The sequence below is a fragment of the Cedecea sp. genome, assembly GCF_036500665.1.
Classification (GTDB): domain Bacteria; phylum Pseudomonadota; class Gammaproteobacteria; order Enterobacterales; family Enterobacteriaceae; genus Cedecea.
This window is the reverse complement of the sequence record NZ_DASYBS010000065.1, coordinates 76,273-95,654: the sequence shown is the minus strand read 5'-3', so window position 1 is coordinate 95,654 and position 19,382 is coordinate 76,273. Positions and strand designations below refer to the sequence as shown.

The window sequence follows — 19,382 nt, the reverse complement described above, 5'->3', positions numbered from 1 at the left end:
CCGCGGAATGCGGCGTTTTTTCTTTATTAGTACATGGTATTAACCTGTAGTACACATTCGCGATGCGAATTAATTCTCATTTACACACGCCTGAGTTTATCCCCACGCTACATCATGTTTTTCCCGTAATCTTCTGATGCTTATAATGAAAGCGCTCTCAAAAGTATTTTGTGTTCCAAATAAGTAGAATTATGGCCTAATAAACTTCGGTGTCATTTTGTTACAAATGCACATAGATTATGTGCTCTCTGTCATACTCCAGGAAATCTCTCATACAAAATCATTGATAATTCGCGTCGCGAAAAATAGTCTATGAGCAGCAGTAATGCGGGTGAGTAATGTAAAAACCGCTTTTAGCCGTTAGGCAATTTTACTTTTTTCGTCATTGACGCTTTTCACGTCAGACGATGATTTTTACGTCAAAGAGGAATTTAACTATGCGTACGTTTAGTGGCAAACGTAGTGCGCTTGCTCTTGCTATTGCAAGTGTTACCGCTCTTTCAGGTTTTGTTGTTGCTCCGCAGGTTAGCGCTGCGGGCTTTGTTGATGACTCAACGCTGACCGGTGGCGTCTATTACTGGCAGCGCGAACGTGACCGTAAAGACGTGACTGACGGTAAGTACAAAACTAACCTGTCACACTCAACCTGGAACGCTAACCTGGACTTCCAGTCCGGCTACGCAGCCGACATGTTTGGCCTGGATATCGCCGCTTTCACCGCCATTGAGATGGCCGAAGACAGCGCCAGCGGCCACCCAAACGAAATCGCATTCTCCTCTAAAAACAAAGGCTACAGCGAAGACTACTCCGGCGATAAAGGCGGCATCAGCCTTTATAAAGCGGCCGCTAAATTTAAGTACGGCCCGGTCTGGGCTCGTGCGGGTTATATCCAGCCAACCGGCCAAACGCTGTTAGCGCCGCACTGGAGCTTCATGCCTGGTACCTATCAGGGGGCTGAAGCTGGGGCGGCATTCGACTATGGCGATGCAGGTGCGCTGAGCTTCTCCTACATGTGGACCAACGAGTACAAGGCTCCATGGCATCTGGAAACGGACAAGTTCTACCAGAACGACAAAAAGACCAAAGTTGATTATCTGCACTCCATCGGCGCGAAATATGACTTCAAAAATGACCTGATTCTGGAAGGGGCATTTGGTCAGGCTGAAGGTTTTGTTGACCAGTACTTCGCGAAAGCGAGCTACAAATTTGACGTTGCAGGCAGCCCGCTGAGCACCAGCTACCAGTTCTACGGCACCCGTGATAAAGCCTCTAACAACACCATCAACGATATTTATGACGGTACCGCGTGGCTGCAGGCGCTGACCTTAGGCTACAAAATTGGCCAGGTTGACCTGCGTCTGGAAGGGACCATGGTGAAGGCAGAAGGCCAGCAGGGTTACTTCCTGCAGCGTATGACGCCAACCTATGCCTCTTCAAACGGCCGTCTCGATGTATGGTGGGATAACCGCTCTGACTTCAACGCCAACGGCGAAAAAGCCGTGTTCTTCGGTGCGATGTATGACCTGAGCAACTGGAATCTGCCGGGTTGGGCTGTTGGGGGCTCCTATGTTTATGCATGGGATGCAAAACCAGCCACATGGGCGCTTGATGCTTCCGGTAACCGTCAGGATATCGCATCCAACAAGATCAAAGAGTCTTCATACAGCCTCGACGCAATGTACACCGTGCAGGAAGGCCGTGCGAAAGGTACGCTGTTCAAACTGCACTTCACTCAGTACGACAACCACTCCGATATCCCAAGCTGGGGCGGTGGTTACGGCAACATGTTCCAGGACGAGCGTGACGTGAAATTTATCGTTATTGCTCCGTTCACCATCTTCTAATGCTAAATCGGGCGCGCAAGCGCCCGTTTTTTATAAGGAACTGAACATGAAAAAAATCCTGCTGGTTACCGCCGTGGCTTTCACGCTCTCCGCCTGCGTTCAGCCCCCGGCTCCGCCGGAAGATTCACATCTGAAGCAGGCTTACAGCGCTTGTATCAATACCGCAGAAGGCAACCCGGATAAAATCGAAGCCTGCCAGAGCGTGCTGAACGTACTGCGCCAGGAAAAACAGCACAAAGCGTTTGTTGAAAAAGAGACCGTGAGCGTGCTGGATTATCAGAAATGCATTCAGGCAAGAAAGAGCGGGAATGATGAAGCCGCGAAGGTTCGCTGCGATAAAATCTGGCAAGAAATTCGCGCGAATAACAGCTGATTACGTTTTTTCAGTCAATAAAAAAACCGGCAAGGGAAACCTGCCGGTTTTTTGCTTTTAAACGCCACCTGTTCGGCAGCGTTCGTTAATGCGGATTACTTATTTAGGATCGTGCGCGGTGTCGTCTTCGCGGCAGTCGCCTTCGGCACAGTGTCCGTACAGATAGAGACTGTGGTTAGTCAGGCGGATACCGTGGCGTGTGGCAATTTCACGCTGGCGCGATTCAATAGAATCATCGCTGAACTCGATTACTTTGCCGCAATCGAGGCAGATAAGGTGATCGTGGTGATGCTGCTGGGTCAGCTCGAAAACGGACTTGCCGCCTTCAAAATTATGGCGGGTCACGATCCCGGCATCGTCAAATTGGTTCAGCACGCGGTAGACCGTCGCCAGGCCTATTTCTTCGCCCATGTCGATCAGACGTTTATATAAGTCTTCCGCGCTGACGTGATGATTTACCGGCTCTTGCAGCACTTCGAGGATTTTCAATCGCGGAAGCGTGACTTTCAAGCCGGCCTTCTTTAATGCGGTATTGTTGTCAGTCATGCGGAAAGTGTCCTGTTGCTTAACGATTCGCTCAAACTGCAGTGAGCGTAAAGAGTAATGCGTCTCATTATAGAACTGCTGCTTCTAAATGGGAACCGCAAGTATGGTGCAAAATGAGGCTGAAAAATCGTGGCGGCGTCGCCATTTACAGTAATTATCAGCCAAGCTGTCAGGAAGACATTGTACAGGGATGTACAAGAAAGTTACAAACTTGTAGCAATTATTTTCATTGCTACAAGCTATCAAGATGGCGCAAACGCTGCATTTGCGCCAGGCAAATCAGGCGTTAATAATATCGGCCAGATTCAGTTCTTCAGAAATCTGTTTGACCCACTTCTCAACGCGCTCGGCGGTCAGTTCCGGCTGGCGGTCTTCGTCGATGGCCAGACCGACAAAGTTGTCGTCGTCTGCCAGGCCTTTTGACGCTTCAAAGTGGTAGCCCGCGGTCGGCCAGTGGCCTACGATAGCGGCGCCGCGCGGTTCGATGATATCGCGAATGGTACCCAGCGCATCACAGAAGTATTCCGCGTAGTCTTCCTGGTCACCACAGCCGAACAGCGCAACCAGCTTACCGTTGAAATCGACTTCTTCGAGAGTCGGGAAGAAATCGTCCCAGTCGCACTGCGCTTCGCCGTAGTACCAGGTTGGGATGCCGAGCAACAGAATGTCGAAACCTTCGAGATCTTCTTTGCTGCTTTTAGCAATGTCATGCACCTCAGCAACGTCTTTACCGAGCTGTTTTTGAATCATTTTTGCGATATTTTCGGTGTTACCGGTGTCGCTGCCGAAAAAAATGCCTACGATTGCCATGAGTAAAATAACCTCTTGAAACTTAATAGTATGCTGGCCGTTCAATGCCCACGTATAGGGCAATCATAGCAGAACAGCTCCACCAGCGGAAACAGCTATCACGCCGGGGTGCACAGTCTGCAACATGGTTTTGCTCACCCTTTTGAGATTTCAGATGACGGGCAGGGCAGCAGAAAGAGCTATCCCAGCTTTTTAAGCTGCTCGAGCAACATCTCTTCGATCAGTTCGCTACGACTGATGCTGCGGGCGTCGGCAAGCTGGTTGAGGGCGTCGACCGCATCATTGTTCAGTTTTAGCTCAACTCGCTTCAAACCACGCACTTTGTCGCGCTTAAGCTGATTGCGTTTATTAATACGCAGCTGCTCATCGCGCGAGAGCGGATTGGTTTTAGGCCGCCCGGGGCGACGCTCGTCCGCGAACAGATCTAATGTAGTACGGTCCGTTTGTTCTTTTGCCATGATTAGGATACTGACAGGAAATTCTGGCTGCAGGGGCAGGGTGCCGGTGCAATTAAGCGCGCCATCATACATCAGCGCGCCATTCCCGCCAACGCGTTAGCGACTTCTGCTGGCCGGTCGTTCTGTTTTTAATCAGTTTTTCGGTTCCGCGTCGATAAATCGGTGAATTGCGCGTAAAACTGCCTCCGGTTTTTCAGCGTGAACCCAGTGGCCCGCGCCAGCGATGACGTGCGCACGAGCCTGCGGGAACTGACTTAAAAGCGCCTCGCGGTGGCTTTCATCAACATACGGCGAGTTCCCGCCGCGGATGAATAAGGCGGGATGCTGCCAGGCGGGAACGGGTTGCCAGCCAACGATACTTTCGTATTGCTGCCAAAGCACCGGCACGTTGAACTTCCACTCGCCGTCGGCAAAAGACTTCAGCAGAAACTGAATGACGCCTTCTTCTTCTACGTGTTCGCGCATGATCTGCGCCGCCTGCTGGCGAGTCTCAACGCCTGCTTCAGTGACCGCACGAATCGCCGCAAAAATCTCGTCGTGACGGCGAACCTGATAGTTAACCGGCGCGATATCAATCATCACCAGTTTATCGATGCGCTGGGGGGCAAGAGCCGTCAGCGCCATCACCACTTTGCCGCCCATAGAGTGACCGATAAACGTGGCTTTCTCGATACCATAATCATCAAGCGTGTCCAGAACGTCGCCGGCCATTGCGGCATAGCTCATATCGTCGCTGCGCGGAGACAGCCCGTGGTTACGCAGATCTATTTGCAGCAAAGTATGATCTTTACCCAGATCCCGCGCCAGCACGCCGAGATTATCCAGGCTGCCAAACAGGCCATGGATCAGTACGATAGGGGAATTGCTATTCGATTGTTGCGCAGTTTGCAGGCGAGCATTTAATTTCATGGCAAAGTTCTTTATTTTGGTTCGTTTGGTTAGGGTATCATGTTGGCATTCCTGCGGGCGTGCGGCAAATATTCAGTTTACTCTGACTTTGAGTCGCCCCTCCTGTTCGCTGTTGGGATTTGACCCTATACTCCCAACGACTTGTATTCAGAAAAGATATCGTACTGGATTAAGATGAAAACAATCGAAGTTGATGACGAGCTTTACCGCTACATTGCCAGTCAGACTAAGCACATTGGCGAGAGCGCGTCAGACATTTTACGGCGTATGCTTAAATTTACCGCCGGGCAAACACCAGCAGCCACTCCTGCACCCGCTGCGCCTGAGCGCTCTGCGGCTCCCGTTGTTGAAGAGAAGCCTGCGAACACCGCTCGTAATCGCGTGCGCGCCGTTCGTGAACTGCTGCTTTCGGATGAATATGCTGCTCAGAATAAAGCCGTAAACCGCTTTATGATGGTGCTGTCCACGCTGTATCAGCTGGACGCGAAAACCTTCGGCGAAGCGACTGAATCCCTGCATGGCCGCACTCGCGTCTATTTTGCCGGTGATGAGCAAACGCTGCTGGCAAACGGCAATCAAACCAAGCCTAAACATGTTCCGGGCACCCCATACTGGGTGATCACCAATACGAATACTGGTCGTAAATGCAGCATGGTTGAACACATCATGCAGTCAATGCAGTTCCCTGCGGAGCTGATTGAAAAGGTTTGCGGCACTATTTAAAAACCTGGCGTCAGTAAGGAAGAGCCAATGGCTAACCACGATCGTGCGGGCCAGCCTGCACAACAGAGCGATTTGATTAACGTAGCCCAGCTTACGGCGCAGTATTACGTGCTTAAGCCTGTGGTGGGTAATAGTGAACACGCGGTGAAATTCGGGACTTCCGGCCACCGCGGCAGTGCGGCGCGTCATAGCTTTAACGAACCTCATATTCTGGCGATTGCGCAAGCTATTGCTGAAGAGCGTGCGAAGAATGGGATCACCGGTCCGTGCTATGTGGGCAAAGATACCCACGCGCTGTCCGAACCTGCGTTTATCTCCGTGCTGGAAGTGCTGGCTGCCAACGGCGTGGACGTCATTGTGCAGCAGGATAACGGCTACACCCCAACGCCGGCGGTTTCTAACGCCATTCTGGTGCACAACCAAAAGGGCGGCGCTCAGGCGGACGGGATTGTTATCACGCCATCCCATAACCCGCCGGACGACGGGGGTATTAAGTACAACCCGCCAAACGGTGGCCCGGCGGATACCAACGTCACCAAAGTGGTCGAAGATCGCGCTAACGCGCTGCTGGCCGATGGTCTGAAAGGCGTTAAGCGTATCTCGCTGGATAAAGCCTGGGAAAGCGGCCACGTTCAGGAGCAGGATCTGGTGCAGCCTTTCATCGAAGGGCTGGTGGATATCGTCGATATGGCCGCGATTCAAAAGGCAGGCCTGAAGCTGGGCGTTGACCCACTCGGCGGCTCCGGTATCGAATACTGGCACCGTATCGCGAAGCACTACAACCTGGACTTGACCATCGTTAACGATCAGGTCGATCAGACTTTCCGCTTTATGCACCTCGATAAAGACGGCGCAATCCGTATGGACTGCTCCTCCGAATGTGCAATGGCTGGCCTGCTGGCGCTGCGCGACAAATTCGATCTGGCGTTTGCAAACGATCCGGATTACGACCGCCACGGCATCGTTACGCCTGCCGGCCTGATGAACCCGAACCATTATCTGGCCGTTGCCATTAACTATCTGTTCCAGCACCGTCCACAGTGGGGCAAAGATGTGGCCGTCGGTAAAACCCTGGTCTCCTCCGCGATGATTGACCGGGTGGTAGAAGACCTGGGCCGCAAGCTGGTGGAAGTCCCGGTTGGCTTTAAGTGGTTTGTTGACGGCCTGTTCGACGGCAGCTTCGGCTTCGGCGGCGAAGAGAGCGCCGGGGCATCGTTCCTGCGCTTCAACGGCACACCGTGGTCGACCGATAAAGACGGCATCATCATGTGCCTGCTGGCGGCAGAAATCACCGCCGTAACGGGCAAAAACCCGCAGCAGCATTACGACGAGCTGGCGGCACGCTTTGGCGCACCAAGCTACAACCGTATTCAGGCTCCGGCCACCTCCGCACAGAAAGCCGCGCTGTCTAAGCTGTCGCCAGAAATGGTCAGTGCAGACACGCTGGCAGGTGACCCGATCACCGCCCGCCTGACGACAGCACCGGGCAACGGCGCTTCAATCGGTGGCCTGAAGGTGATGACCGAGAACGGCTGGTTTGCCGCTCGTCCGTCCGGCACCGAAGACGCCTACAAAATTTACTGCGAAAGCTTCCTGGGCGCAGAGCACCGCGAGCAGATTGAGAAAGAAGCGGTAGAGATTGTCAGCGAAGTGCTGAAGAACGCGAAGTAAAACAAAAGAAGGCTCCCTCGGGAGCCTTTCTCTTTTAGCCTAAAGCCACCATCAGCGCGCCGCAGGTGATAAGCGCCACGCCTATCCCGGCAATCAGCGACACCTTCTCGCCAAATAGAATGACCGCCAGAATCACGGCGAACACCACACTCAACTTATCGATAGGTGCGACCTTCGAGACTTCACCGCTTTTTATCGCCATAAAGTAGAACAGCCACGAAAGGGCACCGGCCACGCCGCTCAGCAGAATAAACAGCAGCGCTTTTTTATCGGCAAACACGGTGCTGATGAGGTTCAGTTTTCCCTGAACCACAACCACCCCAACTAAAAATAACGCCATGACCACGGCACGAACGGCCGTGGCGGTATTGGCATCCAGATGCTGCAAACCAACCTTGCCAAAAATAGCGACCAGCGCTGCCGTGGCGGCAGACAACAGGGCGTAGACTAACCATGCGCTCATAAAAGACTCCTCCTGAACCGACAAGAGGTTACTCTTTCACAGCATAAAACGGTAGCCGATCCCGGTTTCGGTTAGCAGGTGGCGAGGGCGGGCAGGGTCGCTTTCCAGCTTCTGGCGCAGGTGGCCCATATAAATGCGCAGATAGTGGCTGTGCTCCACGGCATTCGGGCCCCAAACCTGATTCAGGAGCTGGCGCTGTGTCAGGACTTTGCCGTGGTTATTCAGCAGGGTGGCCAGCAGGCGGAACTCAATGGGCGTGAGGTGAATTTCCTCTTCGCCGCGGGTAATGCGGCGGGAGGCGAGGTCGACCCGGATTTCGGAAAACTGATAAACCGAATCGGGCTGAACGGTGCTGGCGTGTCGGCGTAGGGCAACGCGAAGCCTGGCCTGCAGTTCGCCAATGCCAAACGGCTTGCTAAGAAAATCGTCCGCACCGGCATCCAGCGCGGCAATCTTTGCTTGTTCGTCGCTTCGGGCTGACAGCACGATGATTGGCGTTTGGCTCCACTGGCGGAAGTCACGAATAAAATCGATACCGTCGCCGTCCGGCAGGCCGAGATCCAGAATCACCAGATCCGGCTTGCGGGTGGCGGCTTCAATCAGGCCGCGCTGCAGTGTTTCGGCATCAAACACGCGTAACGACTCATCTTCCAGCGCGGTGCGCAGAAAGCGGCGGATCTCTTTTTCATCCTCAATTATCAGAACCGTTGTCACAGCGCCTCAATCATTTCAGGGAGTTCGGGGGGAGGCGATAAAGGTAGCACAACGTGGAAGCTGGCACCGCCTTCCGGGCGGTTAAGCGCATAAATTGTGCCGCCGTGGACTTCAACAATCGCCCGGCAGATGGCCAGCCCAAGCCCAACGCCAGGAATAGCTGACTCTTTGTTACCTCGGGCAAATTTATCAAAAATCAGCAGCTCTTTACCAGCGGGAACCCCCGGGCCGCTGTCCCAAACTTCCAGGTCCAGCCTGTCCGCCGTGGCGCTGGCCTTAATGCCAATGTCGGCTTTATACCCGGCATATTTCACCGCGTTTTCCAGCAGGTTGATCAGCACGCGCTCAAGCAGCGGGCCGTCGACTTCAATGAGCATCAGCGGGTCGGGCAGATTGAGGGCGATATGGCGACCGCCGAGGCCCGGCTCAAGCATCTTCAGCGCGCTGCCAACCACTTCTTCCAGCGTCAGCCACTCTTTGCGAAGGTTAAAGCCGCCCGACTGAATACGGGCCATATCCAGCAGGTTATTCACCAGCCGGGTAGTATTTAGCACGTGCTGGCGGATCTCGTTGGCCTGCGGGGCATGTTTTGAGCCTTCGCTGGCGAGATCCAGCGTCAGGATTTCTGCCTGGCCGAACAGGACGGTGAGAGGCGTACGCAGGTCGTGCGAAAGCGCCGCCAGCAGCGAGTTACGAATTTGCTCGCGCTCGCTGGAAAGTCTCGCCTGTTCTTCGCTGGCCGTGAGCAGCAGTCTGTCGAGCGCGGTGGCGACCAGCAGGGTAAAGGTTTCCAGCAGGCGCTGCTGTTCGGGGATCATCAGCTGGCGCAGATTCTCCGGCTCAACGACCAGCAGGCCCAGCGTTCTTTCCGTGGTGCTGAGCGGCAGGATGCGGTAGGGCACACCGGGCAGAGTGTCCGTCCCCGCTCCGGCAGGCTGTCCTTTATCAAAACTCCAGCGGGCAATGGCCTCATCCCACTGAGCGGGTTCGCCTTCGGCAGCAATGCGGCTGAGCTTCCCGTGTTCATCCGGGAGCAGCAGCAGGCTGCGGGCCTGGAAAGTATTATTGATGAACTGCACGCTGGTGGCGGCGACGTCCTGCGGCGTGCGGTCATCGGCCAGCGCTTTAGACATCTCATACAGGTGACGGGTGCGCTGCTCACGATAGCGAGCGATGCGCGCCTGATAGCGCACGCCAGCGGTCAGATTACCGATCACCAACCCCACGGTGAGCATCACGCCGAAGGTTAGTAGATACTGAACATCCGACACGGCGAGCGTGCCTCGCGGCGCAATAAAGAACAGGTCAAAACTGATAACGTTAACTATCGTCGCCAGTACCGACGGCCAGCGGCCATAAAACAGCGCCACGATAACCACGCCCAGCAGGTAGATCATTACCAGGTTGGCGGCATCAAAGGCGACCAGCCACTGATTGGCGATAAACGTGATGAACGCGCAAAGCACCACCGCCACGGCACAGCCACGTAGCTGAATACGCCATTTCTCGCTTAGCGTTCTGGTGTCCGGTGCCCTGGCCGGGGAGGGGAGCGGCTTTTCATCCAGCGCGACAATCACCAGGTCGAGGTCCGGCGCGCGTTTGGCTAACCGGTCGGCAAAAGAAGTGCGATGCCACCAGCGGCGCGTAGTGTGGCGGCCAATAATAATTTTGCCGAGGTTATGCTCTCGGGCGTAGCGCAGCACCGCTTTTTCTTCATTAGGATCGGCAAGCGTGGCGGTTTCAGCGCCCAGCTCCTGAGCTAACCGCAAGGCGCTTAGTATGGTTCGGCGCTGGTGCTCCGGCAGGCGGTGAAGCTGTGGTGTTTCAACGTAGACAGCGTGCCAGACGCTACCTAGCTTGGCGGCGAGGCGCGCGGCGGTGCGCACCAGCTTTTCGTTACCGTCGCTGTGGCCGATGCACAGCAAGATAGCATCGCGCGTGTGCCAGACTTTCTCCTGTCCCTGATTATCCCGCCAGGCTCGCATCTGATCGTCAACGCGGTCTGCGGTACGTCGCAACGCCAGCTCGCGCAGGGCAATCAGGTTGCCTTTGCGGAAGAAGTGTTCAATGGCACGTTCGGCCTGACCGGAGATATAAACTTTACCTTCGTGCAGGCGCTGGCGTAGATCGTCCGGCGGCAGGTCAACCAGCACGACTTCGTCGGCAGCGTCAAAAATAGGATCGGGGACGGTTTCGCGGACCTGAATGCCCGTCACGCCGCCAACAACGTCATTCAGGCTTTCCAGATGCTGGACGTTGACTGAGGTCAGGACGTCGATGCCGGCTTCGAGCAGCTCTTCAACGTCCTGCCAGCGTTTGGGGTGACGTGAACCCGGCGCGTTGCTGTGCGCCAGTTCGTCCATCAAAATCAGTGCGGGGTTGCGGGCGAGGGCGGCGTCCAGGTCAAACTCCTGAACCAGACGCCCCCGGTGATGGATACGACGAGGGGGCTGAATCGTCAGCCCCTTCAAAAGGTCGGCGGTTTCCCGGCGACCGTGAGTTTCCACCACGCCCACCAGGACATCGAGGCCCTGCGCCCGCAGGCGCTGCGCCTCCTGAAGCATCGCGTAGGTTTTCCCGACGCCCGCACAGGCGCCGAAGAAGATTTTCAGTTTCCCACGCGGCTGGCGGCTGACTTTCTCCAGCAGCTTGTCGGGGTTGGGGCGCAGCGGCTCCTCGGTCATAACGCGTCCTTTTTATTTCGCCTGTAAACTATCCAGCGCCAGGTTGAGCTTAACAATATTCACGACCGGCATGCCGATAAAGTTCACCAGCGGCGTGGTGGTGTTTTCAGCCACCAGGCGGGCGACTTGTTCAACCGGAAGATTTCTGGCCTGAGCCACTCGAGGGATCTGCCATGCTGTAGCTTCCGGCGAAAGCTGTCCGTCAAGGCCGCTGGCCGACGTGGTGACCAGGTCAACGGGCACTGCCGGATTAGCCTGCGGGTTAGCCGCACGCAGTGCGCTAATGCGAGCTTTAACCTCTTTGTCCAGTTCCGGGTTACTTGCCGCAAGGTTACTGCCGCCGGATGCCATTGGATTATAGGGGCTATCTGAGGTAGCAGAAGGGCGGCCCCGGAAATATTTTGCGTTAGTAAAGTCCTGGCCGATGAGTGCTGAACCGCGAACTTTACCGCTTTCAACGATTAATGAGCCGTTGGCCTGTGCCGGGAACCACCACTGGCCCAGCAGCGTGGCGATGAGGGGGTAAACCCCCCCGGTAATCAGCGTTAAAATAATCAGCAGTAATAAAGTGGGGCGTAACGTAGCCATGTTCTTTTCCTCTTAGACCAGACCCAGAACGGTCAGGATCACATCAATCACTTTGATACCAATAAACGGCACGATGATACCGCCCAGGCCATAGATCCACAGGTTGCGGCGCAGCATCGCCGCAGCGCTCAGCGGCTTGTAGCTAATGCCTTTTAACGCCAGCGGGATCAGGCAGATGATGATCAGCGCGTTAAAAATGACCGCACTCAGAATGGCCGAAGCAGGGGAGTGCAGGTGCATCACGTTCAGCGCGTTGAGCTGCGGATAAGTCACCGCAAACGCCGCCGGAATAATGGCGAAGTATTTCGCCACGTCGTTGGCGATACTGAAGGTGGTCAGCGACCCGCGCGTCATCAGCATTTGCTTCCCGATGTGGACCACTTCAATCAGCTTGGTTGGGTTAGAGTCCAGGTCAACCATGTTGCCGGCTTCTTTCGCCGCCTGAGTCCCGGAGTTCATTGCCACCGCTACGTCTGCCTGCGCCAGTGCCGGGGCATCGTTGGTACCGTCGCCGGTCATGGCGACCAGTCGGCCTTCTGCCTGATACTGACGGATCAGCGCCAGTTTGGCTTCCGGCGTGGCTTCTGAAAGGAAGTCGTCGACGCCGGCTTCGGCGGCAATAGCGGCGGCGGTCAGGCGGTTATCCCCGGTGATCATCACCGTTTTGATGCCCATCTGGCGCAGCTGCGCGAAACGCTCTTTAATCCCGCCTTTAACAATGTCTTTCAGTGCAATCACGCCCAGAACGTTGGCGCCTTCGGCCACCACCAGCGGCGTACCGCCCTGACGCGCAACGCCTTCAACCAGCGTGTCCACCTGCGCCGGGAAGTGACCATTGTTTACCTCTACATGGCGGCGAATGGCATCCACGGAGCCTTTACGGATCATGCGGTCCTGGATGTTAATGCCGCTCATGCGGGTTTGCGCGGTAAACGGTACGAACGTTGCCTGCAGGTTTTGCACGTCGCGTTCGCGCAGGTTAAAGCGCTGTTTTGCCAGTACCACGATGCTGCGACCTTCCGGCGTTTCATCCGCCAGCGAGGCCAACTGTGCCGCATCGGCTAACTCTTTTTCATCCACGCCCGGAGCCGGCAGGAAGGCAGAAGCCTGGCGGTTGCCGAGCGTAATGGTGCCGGTTTTATCCAGCAGCAGGACGTCGATATCCCCGGCGGCCTCTACTGCACGACCGCTGGTGGCAATAACGTTCGCACCCAGCATACGACTCATCCCGGCCACACCGATGGCGGAGAGCAGGCCGCCGATGGTGGTTGGGATCAGGCAGACCAGCAGGGCAACCAGCACGGTCACGCTTGCCGCCTGGCCACCGTAGGCGGAGAACGGCCACAGGGTCGCAGTCGCCAGCAGCAGCACGATAGTCAGCGCCACCAGCAGAATGGTCAGGGCGATTTCGTTCGGCGTTTTACGACGCTGAGCGCTTTCAACCATGGCAATCATGCGGTCGAGGAAGGTTTCCCCCGGGTTAACGCTGCACTGAATAACTAGCCAGTCGGACAGTATGCGTGTCCCGCCGGTGACCGAGGCGAAGTCGCCGCCGGACTCGCGGATAACCGGTGCTGATTCCCCGGTGATGGCGCTTTCATCTACGGATGCGCCGCCCTCAAGCACTTCACCGTCGCAGGGGATGATGTCCCCGGCTTCGACCAGCACGACGTCACCTTTACGCAGGTCAGCCGCCGGAACATGATCAACCTGTGCATCGTGCTGTGGGCTGCGCAGCTTGCGCGCCCAGCTGGTTTTCTTCACCCCTTTCAGACTGTTCGCCTGGGCCTTGCTGCGGCCTTCTGCCAACGCTTCCGCAAAGTTAGCGAACAGCACGGTAAACCACAGCCACAGGCTAATGGCGAGCGTAAAGAGCGCATCACCCTGCTGCAGCCCGGTGAACATGGCTATCCCGAGCAGGGTAGTGATGATGCTCCCGACCCAGACGATAAACATTACCGGGTTGCGCCACTGCACCTGAGGTGCGAGCTTTTTAAAAGAATCAATTAGCGCCTGACGGATCAGACCAGGTTCAAACAGCGCCTGTTGCTTGCGACTCATGGAAGCCTCGTAATCAGAAATTAACCAGAGAAAGGTGTTCCGCAACCGGGCCTAAAGCGAGGGCGGGGATAAAGGTCAGGGCGCCAACCAGCAGCACTGTCCCAATCAGTAAACCGATAAACAGCGGGCCGTGCGTTGGCAGCGTACCGATGCTGACGGCCTGTGATTTTTTCGCGGCCAGTGAACCGGCGATCGCCATCACGGGAATAATCACCGCGAAACGACCAAACCACATGCACGCCGCCAGCAGCACGTTCCAGAACGGCGTATTGGTGCTCAGGCCCGCGAAGGCGCTACCGTTGTTGTTAGCCGCAGAAGAAACCGCATACAGCACTTCGCTGAACCCGTGAATGCCTGGGTTAGCTATCCCGCTGCGGCCAGCGTCGGTCATCAACGCCAGCGCCGTGCCGATCAGCACCAGTGCAGGCGTGATGAGAATGGCCAGCGAGGTCATCTTCATTTCCGGCACGTCGATTTTTTTGCCCAGATATTCTGGCGTACGGCCAATCATCAGCCCGGCGATAAATACCGCCAGCAGCACGAACAGCAGCATGCCGTAGAGACCTGCGCCGACGCCGCCAAATACCACTTCGCCAATCTGCATCAGCCACATTGGCACCATACCGCCCAGCGCAGTAAAGGAGTCATGCATTGCGTTAACCGCACCGCAGGACGCGGCGGTAGTGATAACCGCGAACAGGCTGCTGTTAAGAATGCCAAAGCGGCTCTCTTTACCTTCCATATTGATGTTGCTGTTAGCGCCTAGCTGAGTGAAGTGTGGGTTGCCCTGCAGCTCAGCCCACATCACCACCACCACGCAAACCACGAAGATTATCGTCATCGCCCACAGCAGAGCGCGTCCCTGGCGGCGGTCACCTACTGCTTCACCGAAAGCGAAGCAAAGGGCTGTCGGGATCAGGAAGATAGACACCATCTGAACGAAGTTGGTCAGCGCGGTTGGGTTCTCAAACGGGTGAGAGGAGTTAGCGTTAAAGAATCCACCGCCGTTGGTGCCCAGCATTTTAATGGCTTCCTGAGAGGCGACTGGCCCCATCGGCAGCACATGTTGAACGCCTTCAATCGTGGTGTAAGGTTGGTAGGCCGCAAAGTTTTGCAGTGAACCCTGGCTAATGAAGAACAACGCCATTAGCAGTGCAATAGGCAGCAGGATGTAGAGGGTCACGCGGGTTAAATCGACCCATGCGTTACCCAACGTGCTGGCTGAATGGCGAGAGAAGCCGCGGATCAGCGCGAACACCACCGCGATACCGGTTGCGGCCGAAACAAAGTTTTGCACCGTCAGGCCAACCATCTGGCTGAAGTAGCTAAGCGTGGTCTCCCCGCCATAGGACTGCCAGTCAGTATTGGAAACGAAGCTTACCGCCGTGTTGAGCGCCAAATGCCACGAGAGTCCGGGCAGCTGCTGAGGGTTGAGGGGCAGGCTGCCCTGGAACATCAGGATCGCGAAAAGAAACAGCAGCCCGAAAACGTTAAATGCCAGAATCGCCATCAGGTAGCGCTTCCAGCCCATCTCTTCGCCTTTACTGCCAATCAGCGACCACAGAAGCGGTTCTATGCGGCCGACCACAGGCAGAGGTTCACCTTCGATCAGGCGGGCAAGCACCGCTCCCAGCGGTTTCGCAAGGGCGAAGAGCACCAGCAGGAAGCTGGCGATCAGTAAAAATCCGGACGCAGCCATTAAAACGCCTCCGCTTTAATCAGGGCATAAACCAGGTAACCCAACAGCAAGAAGACCAGCACGATGCCGGTTATGACGCCTGCACTCACAATCCACCTCCAACGGTGCGTTAAGCATTTCGCGGCAGAATAGGATTTCGGGTGAAAAGATGTCGTAAAAGTCCGGGGGCGGGGTGTAAAAAAAGTATAAAAATGGCAAAAGCCATTAGTTAACTAATGATTAGTATTTATTTAACCATTTTGTAACTTAATTACAGGAAGGAAGATAAGCCGCGCACAAAAAAGTGCAATTATCTGGTCGGAGGAGTAGTAAACTTTCAAACAATGAGATAGTATTTTGACCAGATAACAAGTTTCGATTTTCCGACATGCGGTGTCGGTCACACATTATGAGGAGAAGCCTATGTCTTTATACAAAGAATACCCTGCGCATCAGGTCATCCTGCGTCGCACTTTCGCCGTAGCTGCCGGCGTGCTTGCCCTGCCGGTGATGCTGTTCTGGAAAGATCGCGCACGCTTTTACAGTTATCTGCATCGCGTGTGGTCCAAAACCAGCGACAAGCCGGTATGGATGGCGCAATCAGAAGCTGGCGCCTTCGATTTTTACTAAAAGCTGAATCGATTTGACGAAAGCTACCTTCGGGTAGCTTTTTTGTTGCCCGCGTCTTGCTACACTTAGTTAACAACTGAGGAGCAGACAATGAACGACACTATTCCGATTGGTATCAGCGCCTGCCTGCTGGGGGAGAATGTCCGCTTTGACGGCGGGCATAAGAAGCTGGCCTTTGCCGTTAACGAGCTGGCGCCCTGGGTGCGGTTTGAACCGGTTTGCCCCGAAATGGCCATTGGTTTGCCGACGCCTCGGCCCGCGCTCAGGCTGGTGAAGCTGAACGACGGCGAGCTTGCCCTGCGTTTAAGTAACCAAAGCGAAGGCGACTTTACCGCCGCGATGCAGGCGTTTTCCTCGCGCCATGTCAGCGGGCTAGAGCATCTTTGTGGCTACATTGTTTGCGCGAAGTCGCCAAGCTGCGGGATGGAACGAGTCCGGGTCTATGACGAAGAGAGTAACAATAACCGTAAAAGCGGCACCGGCGTGTTTACCACTGAGCTTCAGCGTCAGTTCCCGTGGCTGCCAGTTGAAGAAGATGGGCGCCTATGCGATCCGGCTATTCGCGAGAATTTCGTCGAGCGCATTTACACGCTGTTTGAGCTGAACCAGCTGCGCAAAAGTGGATTAACACGAGGCAAACTCATCGCCTTCCACAGCCGCTATAAACTTCTGCTGCTGGCTCATTCTCAGCCTGAATACCGCGAGCTGGGGCGCTTTGTGGCGTCCATTGAGGATTGGGATTCGCTGGAGGCTTTCTTCGTTGAATATCGCCAGCGCCTGATGGCCTTAATGCAGCATCAGGCCACGCGCCGCAACCACACCAACGTTTTAATGCATGTGCAGGGTTATTTCCGCCGACAGTTGAATGCACGCCAGCGACAGGAACTGTCTGAACTCATTGCCCGCTACCGCCAGGGCACGCAGCCTTTACTCGCGCCGATCACTCTGCTGAAACACTATATGGCAGAATACCCGGACCGCTATCTCGAACAACAACGCTACTTTGAACCGTATCCCGAAGCGCTACGCCTGCGGTACGGCAACTAAATCAGGGAGAGTTATGACCACCCATCTGGTCTGGTTTCGCAACGATCTTCGTGTTCACGATAACTACGCCTTACACGCCGCCTGCCGCAACCCCGATGCAAAAGTCATCGGGGTATTTGTTGTTACGCCCGAGCAGTGGCGTCAGCATGTGATGGCCCCAAAGCAGGCTGAATTTATTTTTGAGCATGTTCAGGCATTGGGCCATGCGCTTGCCGGGCGGGGGATTGAACTTCATATCAGGCAGGTCGCGGATTTCGCCGCCTCGATGGAGTGCATAAAAGCGTTTTGCACTGAGCAAAACGTTGATGCGCTTTTTTACAACTACCAGTATGAAGTCAACGAGCGCGCCCGGGACGCCGCGGTGGAAAAAGCGCTTGATGTTGACGTGACCGTGCAAGGTTTTGATGACAGCCTGCTGCTGGCGCCGGGCAGCGTTACGACCGGTAACCACGAGATGTATAAAGTGTTTACTCCTTTCAGCAAGGCGTTTATTCGGCGTTTGCAGGAAGGGCTACCGGAGTGCGTGCCTGCGCCCAAAACTCGGGGAGAGGTTCACTTCAACGAACAGTTTGCGTTCGATGTGCCACGTGAAAAATTTGACCACGAGATTTTCCCTGTAGGTGAGCAGGAGGCGATCGGTATGCTACGTAAGTTTTGCCGACAGCCGGCAGCCGACTACCCGGAGCAGCGAGATTTCCCTGCCATTGAAGGGACTAGCCGACTGTCGCCTTATCTGGCAACCGGCGTTTTGTCTCCACGCCAGTGCCTGCATCGCCTGTTAAAAGAGCAGCCTAAAGCGCTGGAAGGTGAAGCCGGCGCGACCTGGCTCAACGAACTTATCTGGCGCGAATTTTACCGCCACCTGATGGTCGCTTACCCGAAACTTAGCCGTCATCGTCCGTTTATCGCCTGGACCGATAAGGTTCGCTGGAGCGGGGATGATGCGCGGCTTGAAGCCTGGCAGCAGGGGAAAACCGGCTACCCGATTGTCGATGCGGCGATGCGCCAGCTGAACCAAACGGGCTGGATGCATAACCGCTTACGCATGGTTGTGGCGAGTTTCCTGGTAAAGGATTTGCTGATCGACTGGCGGCAGGGTGAGCGCTACTTTATGTCCCAACTGATTGACGGCGACCTGGCGGCTAACAACGGCGGCTGGCAGTGGGCCGCTTCCACCGGTACCGATGCCGCGCCCTATTTTCGTATTTTTAACCCGACAACCCAAGGCGAGCGCTTCGACACGGACGGCGACTTTATCCGCCACTGGCTGCCGGAGCTGAAAGCGGTTCCCGGCAAGCAAATCCATTCCCCATGGGCCTGGGCTGATAAACAAAAGCAAACGCTGGACTACCCGCGTCCGATTGTTGACCATAAGCAGGCCCGACTGAATACGCTTGCCGCTTATGAAGCAGCAAGAAAATAACCGAAGAGAATAATGATGAAAAACAGTGAACTGGAACGCCTGATTAATGACAAGCTGAACAGCGCGGCAATCAGTGATTACGCCCCGAATGGCCTGCAGGTTGAGGGCCGGGCAGAGATCCGCAAGATTGTTACCGGCGTCACCGCCAGTCAGGCGATGCTGGACGAGGCCGTGCGTCAGCAGGCCGATGCGGTGATCGTCCACCATGGCTATTTCTGGAAAAACGAATCACCGGTCATTCGCGGCATGAAGCGTAATCGCCTTAAGACGCTGCTGGCGAACGATATCAATCTTTACGGCTGGCATTTACCCCTCGATGCCCATCCGCAGTTGGGCAATAACGCCCAGTTGGGTGCGCTGCTGGGCATTGAAACAAAAGGGGAAGTTGAGCCTCTGGTGCCGTGGGGTGAATTCCCGACGCCGCTTTCCGGCGTTGAGCTTGCCTCCTGGATTGAAATGCGCTTAGGCCGCACGCCGCTGTGGTGCGGCGATACCGGCCCGGATCAGATCCGCCGCGTGGCGTGGTGTACCGGCGGCGGGCAGGGCTTTATCGATAGCGCGGCACGTTTTGGCGTGGATGCGTTTATTACCGGCGAGGTTTCCGAGCAGACGATTCATTCGGCCCGCGAGCAGGGGCTGCACTTCTACGCTGCTGGCCATCATGCCACTGAACGCGGCGGTATCCAGGCGCTGAGCGACTGGCTAAACAGCGAAACCGATCTCGACGTTATTTTTATCGATATCCCAAACCCAGCCTGAT

The 19,382-nt window shown here is 55.6% G+C and carries 19 protein-coding genes; 8 read left to right on the top strand and 11 right to left on the bottom strand.

Annotation, left to right across the window (positions count from 1 at the left end; translation table 11 throughout):
* The first annotated feature begins 437 nt into the window (after positions 1–437).
* Together chiP and chiQ are read left to right on the top strand one after the other, a co-directional pair.
* Positions 438–1,844 (top strand): chitoporin ChiP, encoded by a 1,407-nt coding sequence (gene chiP / locus VGM55_RS11050; RefSeq protein WP_038474657.1) that lies wholly within the window; start codon positions 438–440, stop codon positions 1,842–1,844.
* A gap of 46 nt (positions 1,845–1,890) precedes the next feature.
* Positions 1,891–2,217 (top strand): ChiQ/YbfN family lipoprotein, encoded by a 327-nt coding sequence (gene chiQ, locus VGM55_RS11045; RefSeq protein WP_154185177.1) that lies wholly within the window; start codon positions 1,891–1,893, stop codon positions 2,215–2,217.
* Positions 2,218–2,316: 99 nt separating this feature from the next.
* On the opposite strand, the gene fur is transcribed toward chiQ, so the two are convergent.
* The 4 genes from fur to ybfF all read right to left on the bottom strand — a co-directional run bounded on the left by fur (position 2,317) and on the right by ybfF (position 4,940).
* Entirely contained in the window at positions 2,317–2,763 is a 447-nt protein-coding gene (gene fur, locus VGM55_RS11040; RefSeq protein WP_008456106.1) for a ferric iron uptake transcriptional regulator, read from the bottom strand.
* A 279-nt stretch (positions 2,764–3,042) separates the two neighbouring features.
* On the bottom strand, positions 3,043–3,573 hold the full coding sequence (fldA, locus tag VGM55_RS11035; RefSeq protein WP_081948222.1) for a flavodoxin FldA: 531 nt from the start codon (positions 3,571–3,573) through the stop codon (positions 3,043–3,045).
* 179 nt (positions 3,574–3,752) lie between these two features.
* Positions 3,753–4,031 (bottom strand): LexA regulated protein, encoded by a 279-nt coding sequence (ybfE, locus tag VGM55_RS11030; RefSeq protein WP_052049066.1) that lies wholly within the window; start codon positions 4,029–4,031, stop codon positions 3,753–3,755.
* Between the two features lie 132 nt (positions 4,032–4,163).
* Positions 4,164–4,940, bottom strand: coding sequence for an esterase (gene ybfF, locus VGM55_RS11025; RefSeq protein WP_331635469.1), 777 nt, complete (start codon positions 4,938–4,940; stop codon positions 4,164–4,166).
* A 174-nt stretch (positions 4,941–5,114) separates the two neighbouring features.
* Here ybfF and seqA point away from each other — a divergent pair, with 174 nt between their 5' ends.
* Both seqA and pgm read left to right on the top strand, forming a co-directional pair.
* Entirely contained in the window at positions 5,115–5,663 is a 549-nt protein-coding gene (seqA, locus tag VGM55_RS11020) for a replication initiation negative regulator SeqA (RefSeq protein ID WP_331635468.1), read from the top strand.
* Positions 5,664–5,690: 27 nt separating this feature from the next.
* Entirely contained in the window at positions 5,691–7,334 is a 1,644-nt protein-coding gene (gene pgm / locus VGM55_RS11015; protein ID WP_154185174.1) for a phosphoglucomutase (alpha-D-glucose-1,6-bisphosphate-dependent), read from the top strand.
* A 34-nt stretch (positions 7,335–7,368) separates the two neighbouring features.
* Here the strand turns inward: pgm and VGM55_RS11010 are convergent, their stop codons facing one another.
* From VGM55_RS11010 to kdpF, 7 genes are read right to left on the bottom strand one after another with little or no spacing between them, the layout of a single operon-like run.
* Positions 7,369–7,797 carry an EamA family transporter gene (locus tag VGM55_RS11010; protein WP_154185173.1) on the bottom strand — a complete coding sequence of 143 codons (429 nt, stop codon included), beginning with the start codon at positions 7,795–7,797 and terminating at the stop codon, positions 7,369–7,371.
* Between the two features lie 36 nt (positions 7,798–7,833).
* Complete coding sequence (kdpE, locus tag VGM55_RS11005) at positions 7,834–8,511, bottom strand: two-component system response regulator KdpE (RefSeq protein WP_331635467.1); 678 nt, start codon at positions 8,509–8,511, stop codon at positions 7,834–7,836.
* On the bottom strand, positions 8,508–11,195 hold the full coding sequence (kdpD, locus tag VGM55_RS11000; RefSeq protein WP_331635466.1) for a two-component system sensor histidine kinase KdpD: 2,688 nt from the start codon (positions 11,193–11,195) through the stop codon (positions 8,508–8,510). The genes kdpE and kdpD overlap by 4 nt, the downstream gene beginning before the upstream one ends.
* A gap of 12 nt (positions 11,196–11,207) precedes the next feature.
* Positions 11,208–11,783 (bottom strand): potassium-transporting ATPase subunit KdpC, encoded by a 576-nt coding sequence (gene kdpC / locus VGM55_RS10995; RefSeq protein WP_331635465.1) that lies wholly within the window; start codon positions 11,781–11,783, stop codon positions 11,208–11,210.
* Between the two features lie 12 nt (positions 11,784–11,795).
* On the bottom strand, positions 11,796–13,844 hold the full coding sequence (kdpB, locus tag VGM55_RS10990; RefSeq protein WP_331635464.1) for a potassium-transporting ATPase subunit KdpB: 2,049 nt from the start codon (positions 13,842–13,844) through the stop codon (positions 11,796–11,798).
* 13 nt (positions 13,845–13,857) lie between these two features.
* Positions 13,858–15,543, bottom strand: a complete 1,686-nt coding sequence (kdpA, locus tag VGM55_RS10985) for a potassium-transporting ATPase subunit KdpA (protein WP_154185170.1) — start codon at positions 15,541–15,543, stop codon at positions 13,858–13,860.
* The gene (kdpF, locus tag VGM55_RS10980; RefSeq protein ID WP_008456132.1) at positions 15,543–15,632 is read right to left on the bottom strand and encodes a K(+)-transporting ATPase subunit F; all 90 of its coding nucleotides are present in this window, start codon (positions 15,630–15,632) and stop codon (positions 15,543–15,545) included. The genes kdpA and kdpF overlap by 1 nt, the downstream gene beginning before the upstream one ends.
* Positions 15,633–15,945: 313 nt before the next feature.
* On the opposite strand from kdpF, the gene VGM55_RS10975 reads away from it, so the two are divergent.
* From VGM55_RS10975 to VGM55_RS10960, 4 genes are all read left to right on the top strand, one after another.
* Positions 15,946–16,152: a YbfA family protein gene (locus VGM55_RS10975; protein ID WP_045781718.1), complete on the top strand. Its 207-nt coding sequence runs from the start codon at positions 15,946–15,948 to the stop codon at positions 16,150–16,152.
* Positions 16,153–16,242: 90 nt separating this feature from the next.
* A complete protein-coding gene (locus VGM55_RS10970) occupies positions 16,243–17,199 on the top strand; it encodes a YbgA family protein (RefSeq protein ID WP_154185169.1) in 957 nt (318 codons plus the stop codon).
* A 13-nt stretch (positions 17,200–17,212) separates the two neighbouring features.
* On the top strand, positions 17,213–18,622 hold the full coding sequence (gene phrB, locus VGM55_RS10965; RefSeq protein WP_154185168.1) for a deoxyribodipyrimidine photo-lyase: 1,410 nt from the start codon (positions 17,213–17,215) through the stop codon (positions 18,620–18,622).
* A gap of 15 nt (positions 18,623–18,637) precedes the next feature.
* A complete protein-coding gene (locus VGM55_RS10960; RefSeq protein ID WP_331635534.1) occupies positions 18,638–19,381 on the top strand; it encodes a type 2 GTP cyclohydrolase I in 744 nt (247 codons plus the stop codon).
* The last annotated feature ends 1 nt before the right edge of the window (position 19,382 follow it).

Excerpts from the sequence above, each read along its gene's own strand:
- VGM55_RS10960 (WP_331635534.1), top strand. The coding sequence starts at position 18,638 with ATGAAAAACAGTGAACTGGAACGCCTGATTAATGACAAGCTGAACAGC.
- kdpA (WP_154185170.1), bottom strand. The coding sequence starts at position 15,543 with ATGGCTGCGTCCGGATTTTTACTGATCGCCAGCTTCCTGCTGGTGCTC.
- fldA (WP_081948222.1), bottom strand. The coding sequence starts at position 3,573 with ATGGCAATCGTAGGCATTTTTTTCGGCAGCGACACCGGTAACACCGAA.
- VGM55_RS11010 (WP_154185173.1), bottom strand. The coding sequence starts at position 7,797 with ATGAGCGCATGGTTAGTCTACGCCCTGTTGTCTGCCGCCACGGCAGCG.
- chiQ (WP_154185177.1), top strand. The coding sequence starts at position 1,891 with ATGAAAAAAATCCTGCTGGTTACCGCCGTGGCTTTCACGCTCTCCGCC.
- ybfF (WP_331635469.1), bottom strand. The coding sequence starts at position 4,940 with ATGAAATTAAATGCTCGCCTGCAAACTGCGCAACAATCGAATAGCAAT.
- VGM55_RS10975 (WP_045781718.1), top strand. The coding sequence starts at position 15,946 with ATGTCTTTATACAAAGAATACCCTGCGCATCAGGTCATCCTGCGTCGC.
- fur (WP_008456106.1), bottom strand. The coding sequence starts at position 2,763 with ATGACTGACAACAATACCGCATTAAAGAAGGCCGGCTTGAAAGTCACG.
- kdpD (WP_331635466.1), bottom strand. The coding sequence starts at position 11,195 with ATGACCGAGGAGCCGCTGCGCCCCAACCCCGACAAGCTGCTGGAGAAA.
- phrB (WP_154185168.1), top strand. The coding sequence starts at position 17,213 with ATGACCACCCATCTGGTCTGGTTTCGCAACGATCTTCGTGTTCACGAT.
- chiP (WP_038474657.1), top strand. The coding sequence starts at position 438 with ATGCGTACGTTTAGTGGCAAACGTAGTGCGCTTGCTCTTGCTATTGCA.
- VGM55_RS10970 (WP_154185169.1), top strand. The coding sequence starts at position 16,243 with ATGAACGACACTATTCCGATTGGTATCAGCGCCTGCCTGCTGGGGGAG.
- kdpC (WP_331635465.1), bottom strand. The coding sequence starts at position 11,783 with ATGGCTACGTTACGCCCCACTTTATTACTGCTGATTATTTTAACGCTG.
- ybfE (WP_052049066.1), bottom strand. The coding sequence starts at position 4,031 with ATGGCAAAAGAACAAACGGACCGTACTACATTAGATCTGTTCGCGGAC.
- kdpB (WP_331635464.1), bottom strand. The coding sequence starts at position 13,844 with ATGAGTCGCAAGCAACAGGCGCTGTTTGAACCTGGTCTGATCCGTCAG.
- pgm (WP_154185174.1), top strand. The coding sequence starts at position 5,691 with ATGGCTAACCACGATCGTGCGGGCCAGCCTGCACAACAGAGCGATTTG.
- seqA (WP_331635468.1), top strand. The coding sequence starts at position 5,115 with ATGAAAACAATCGAAGTTGATGACGAGCTTTACCGCTACATTGCCAGT.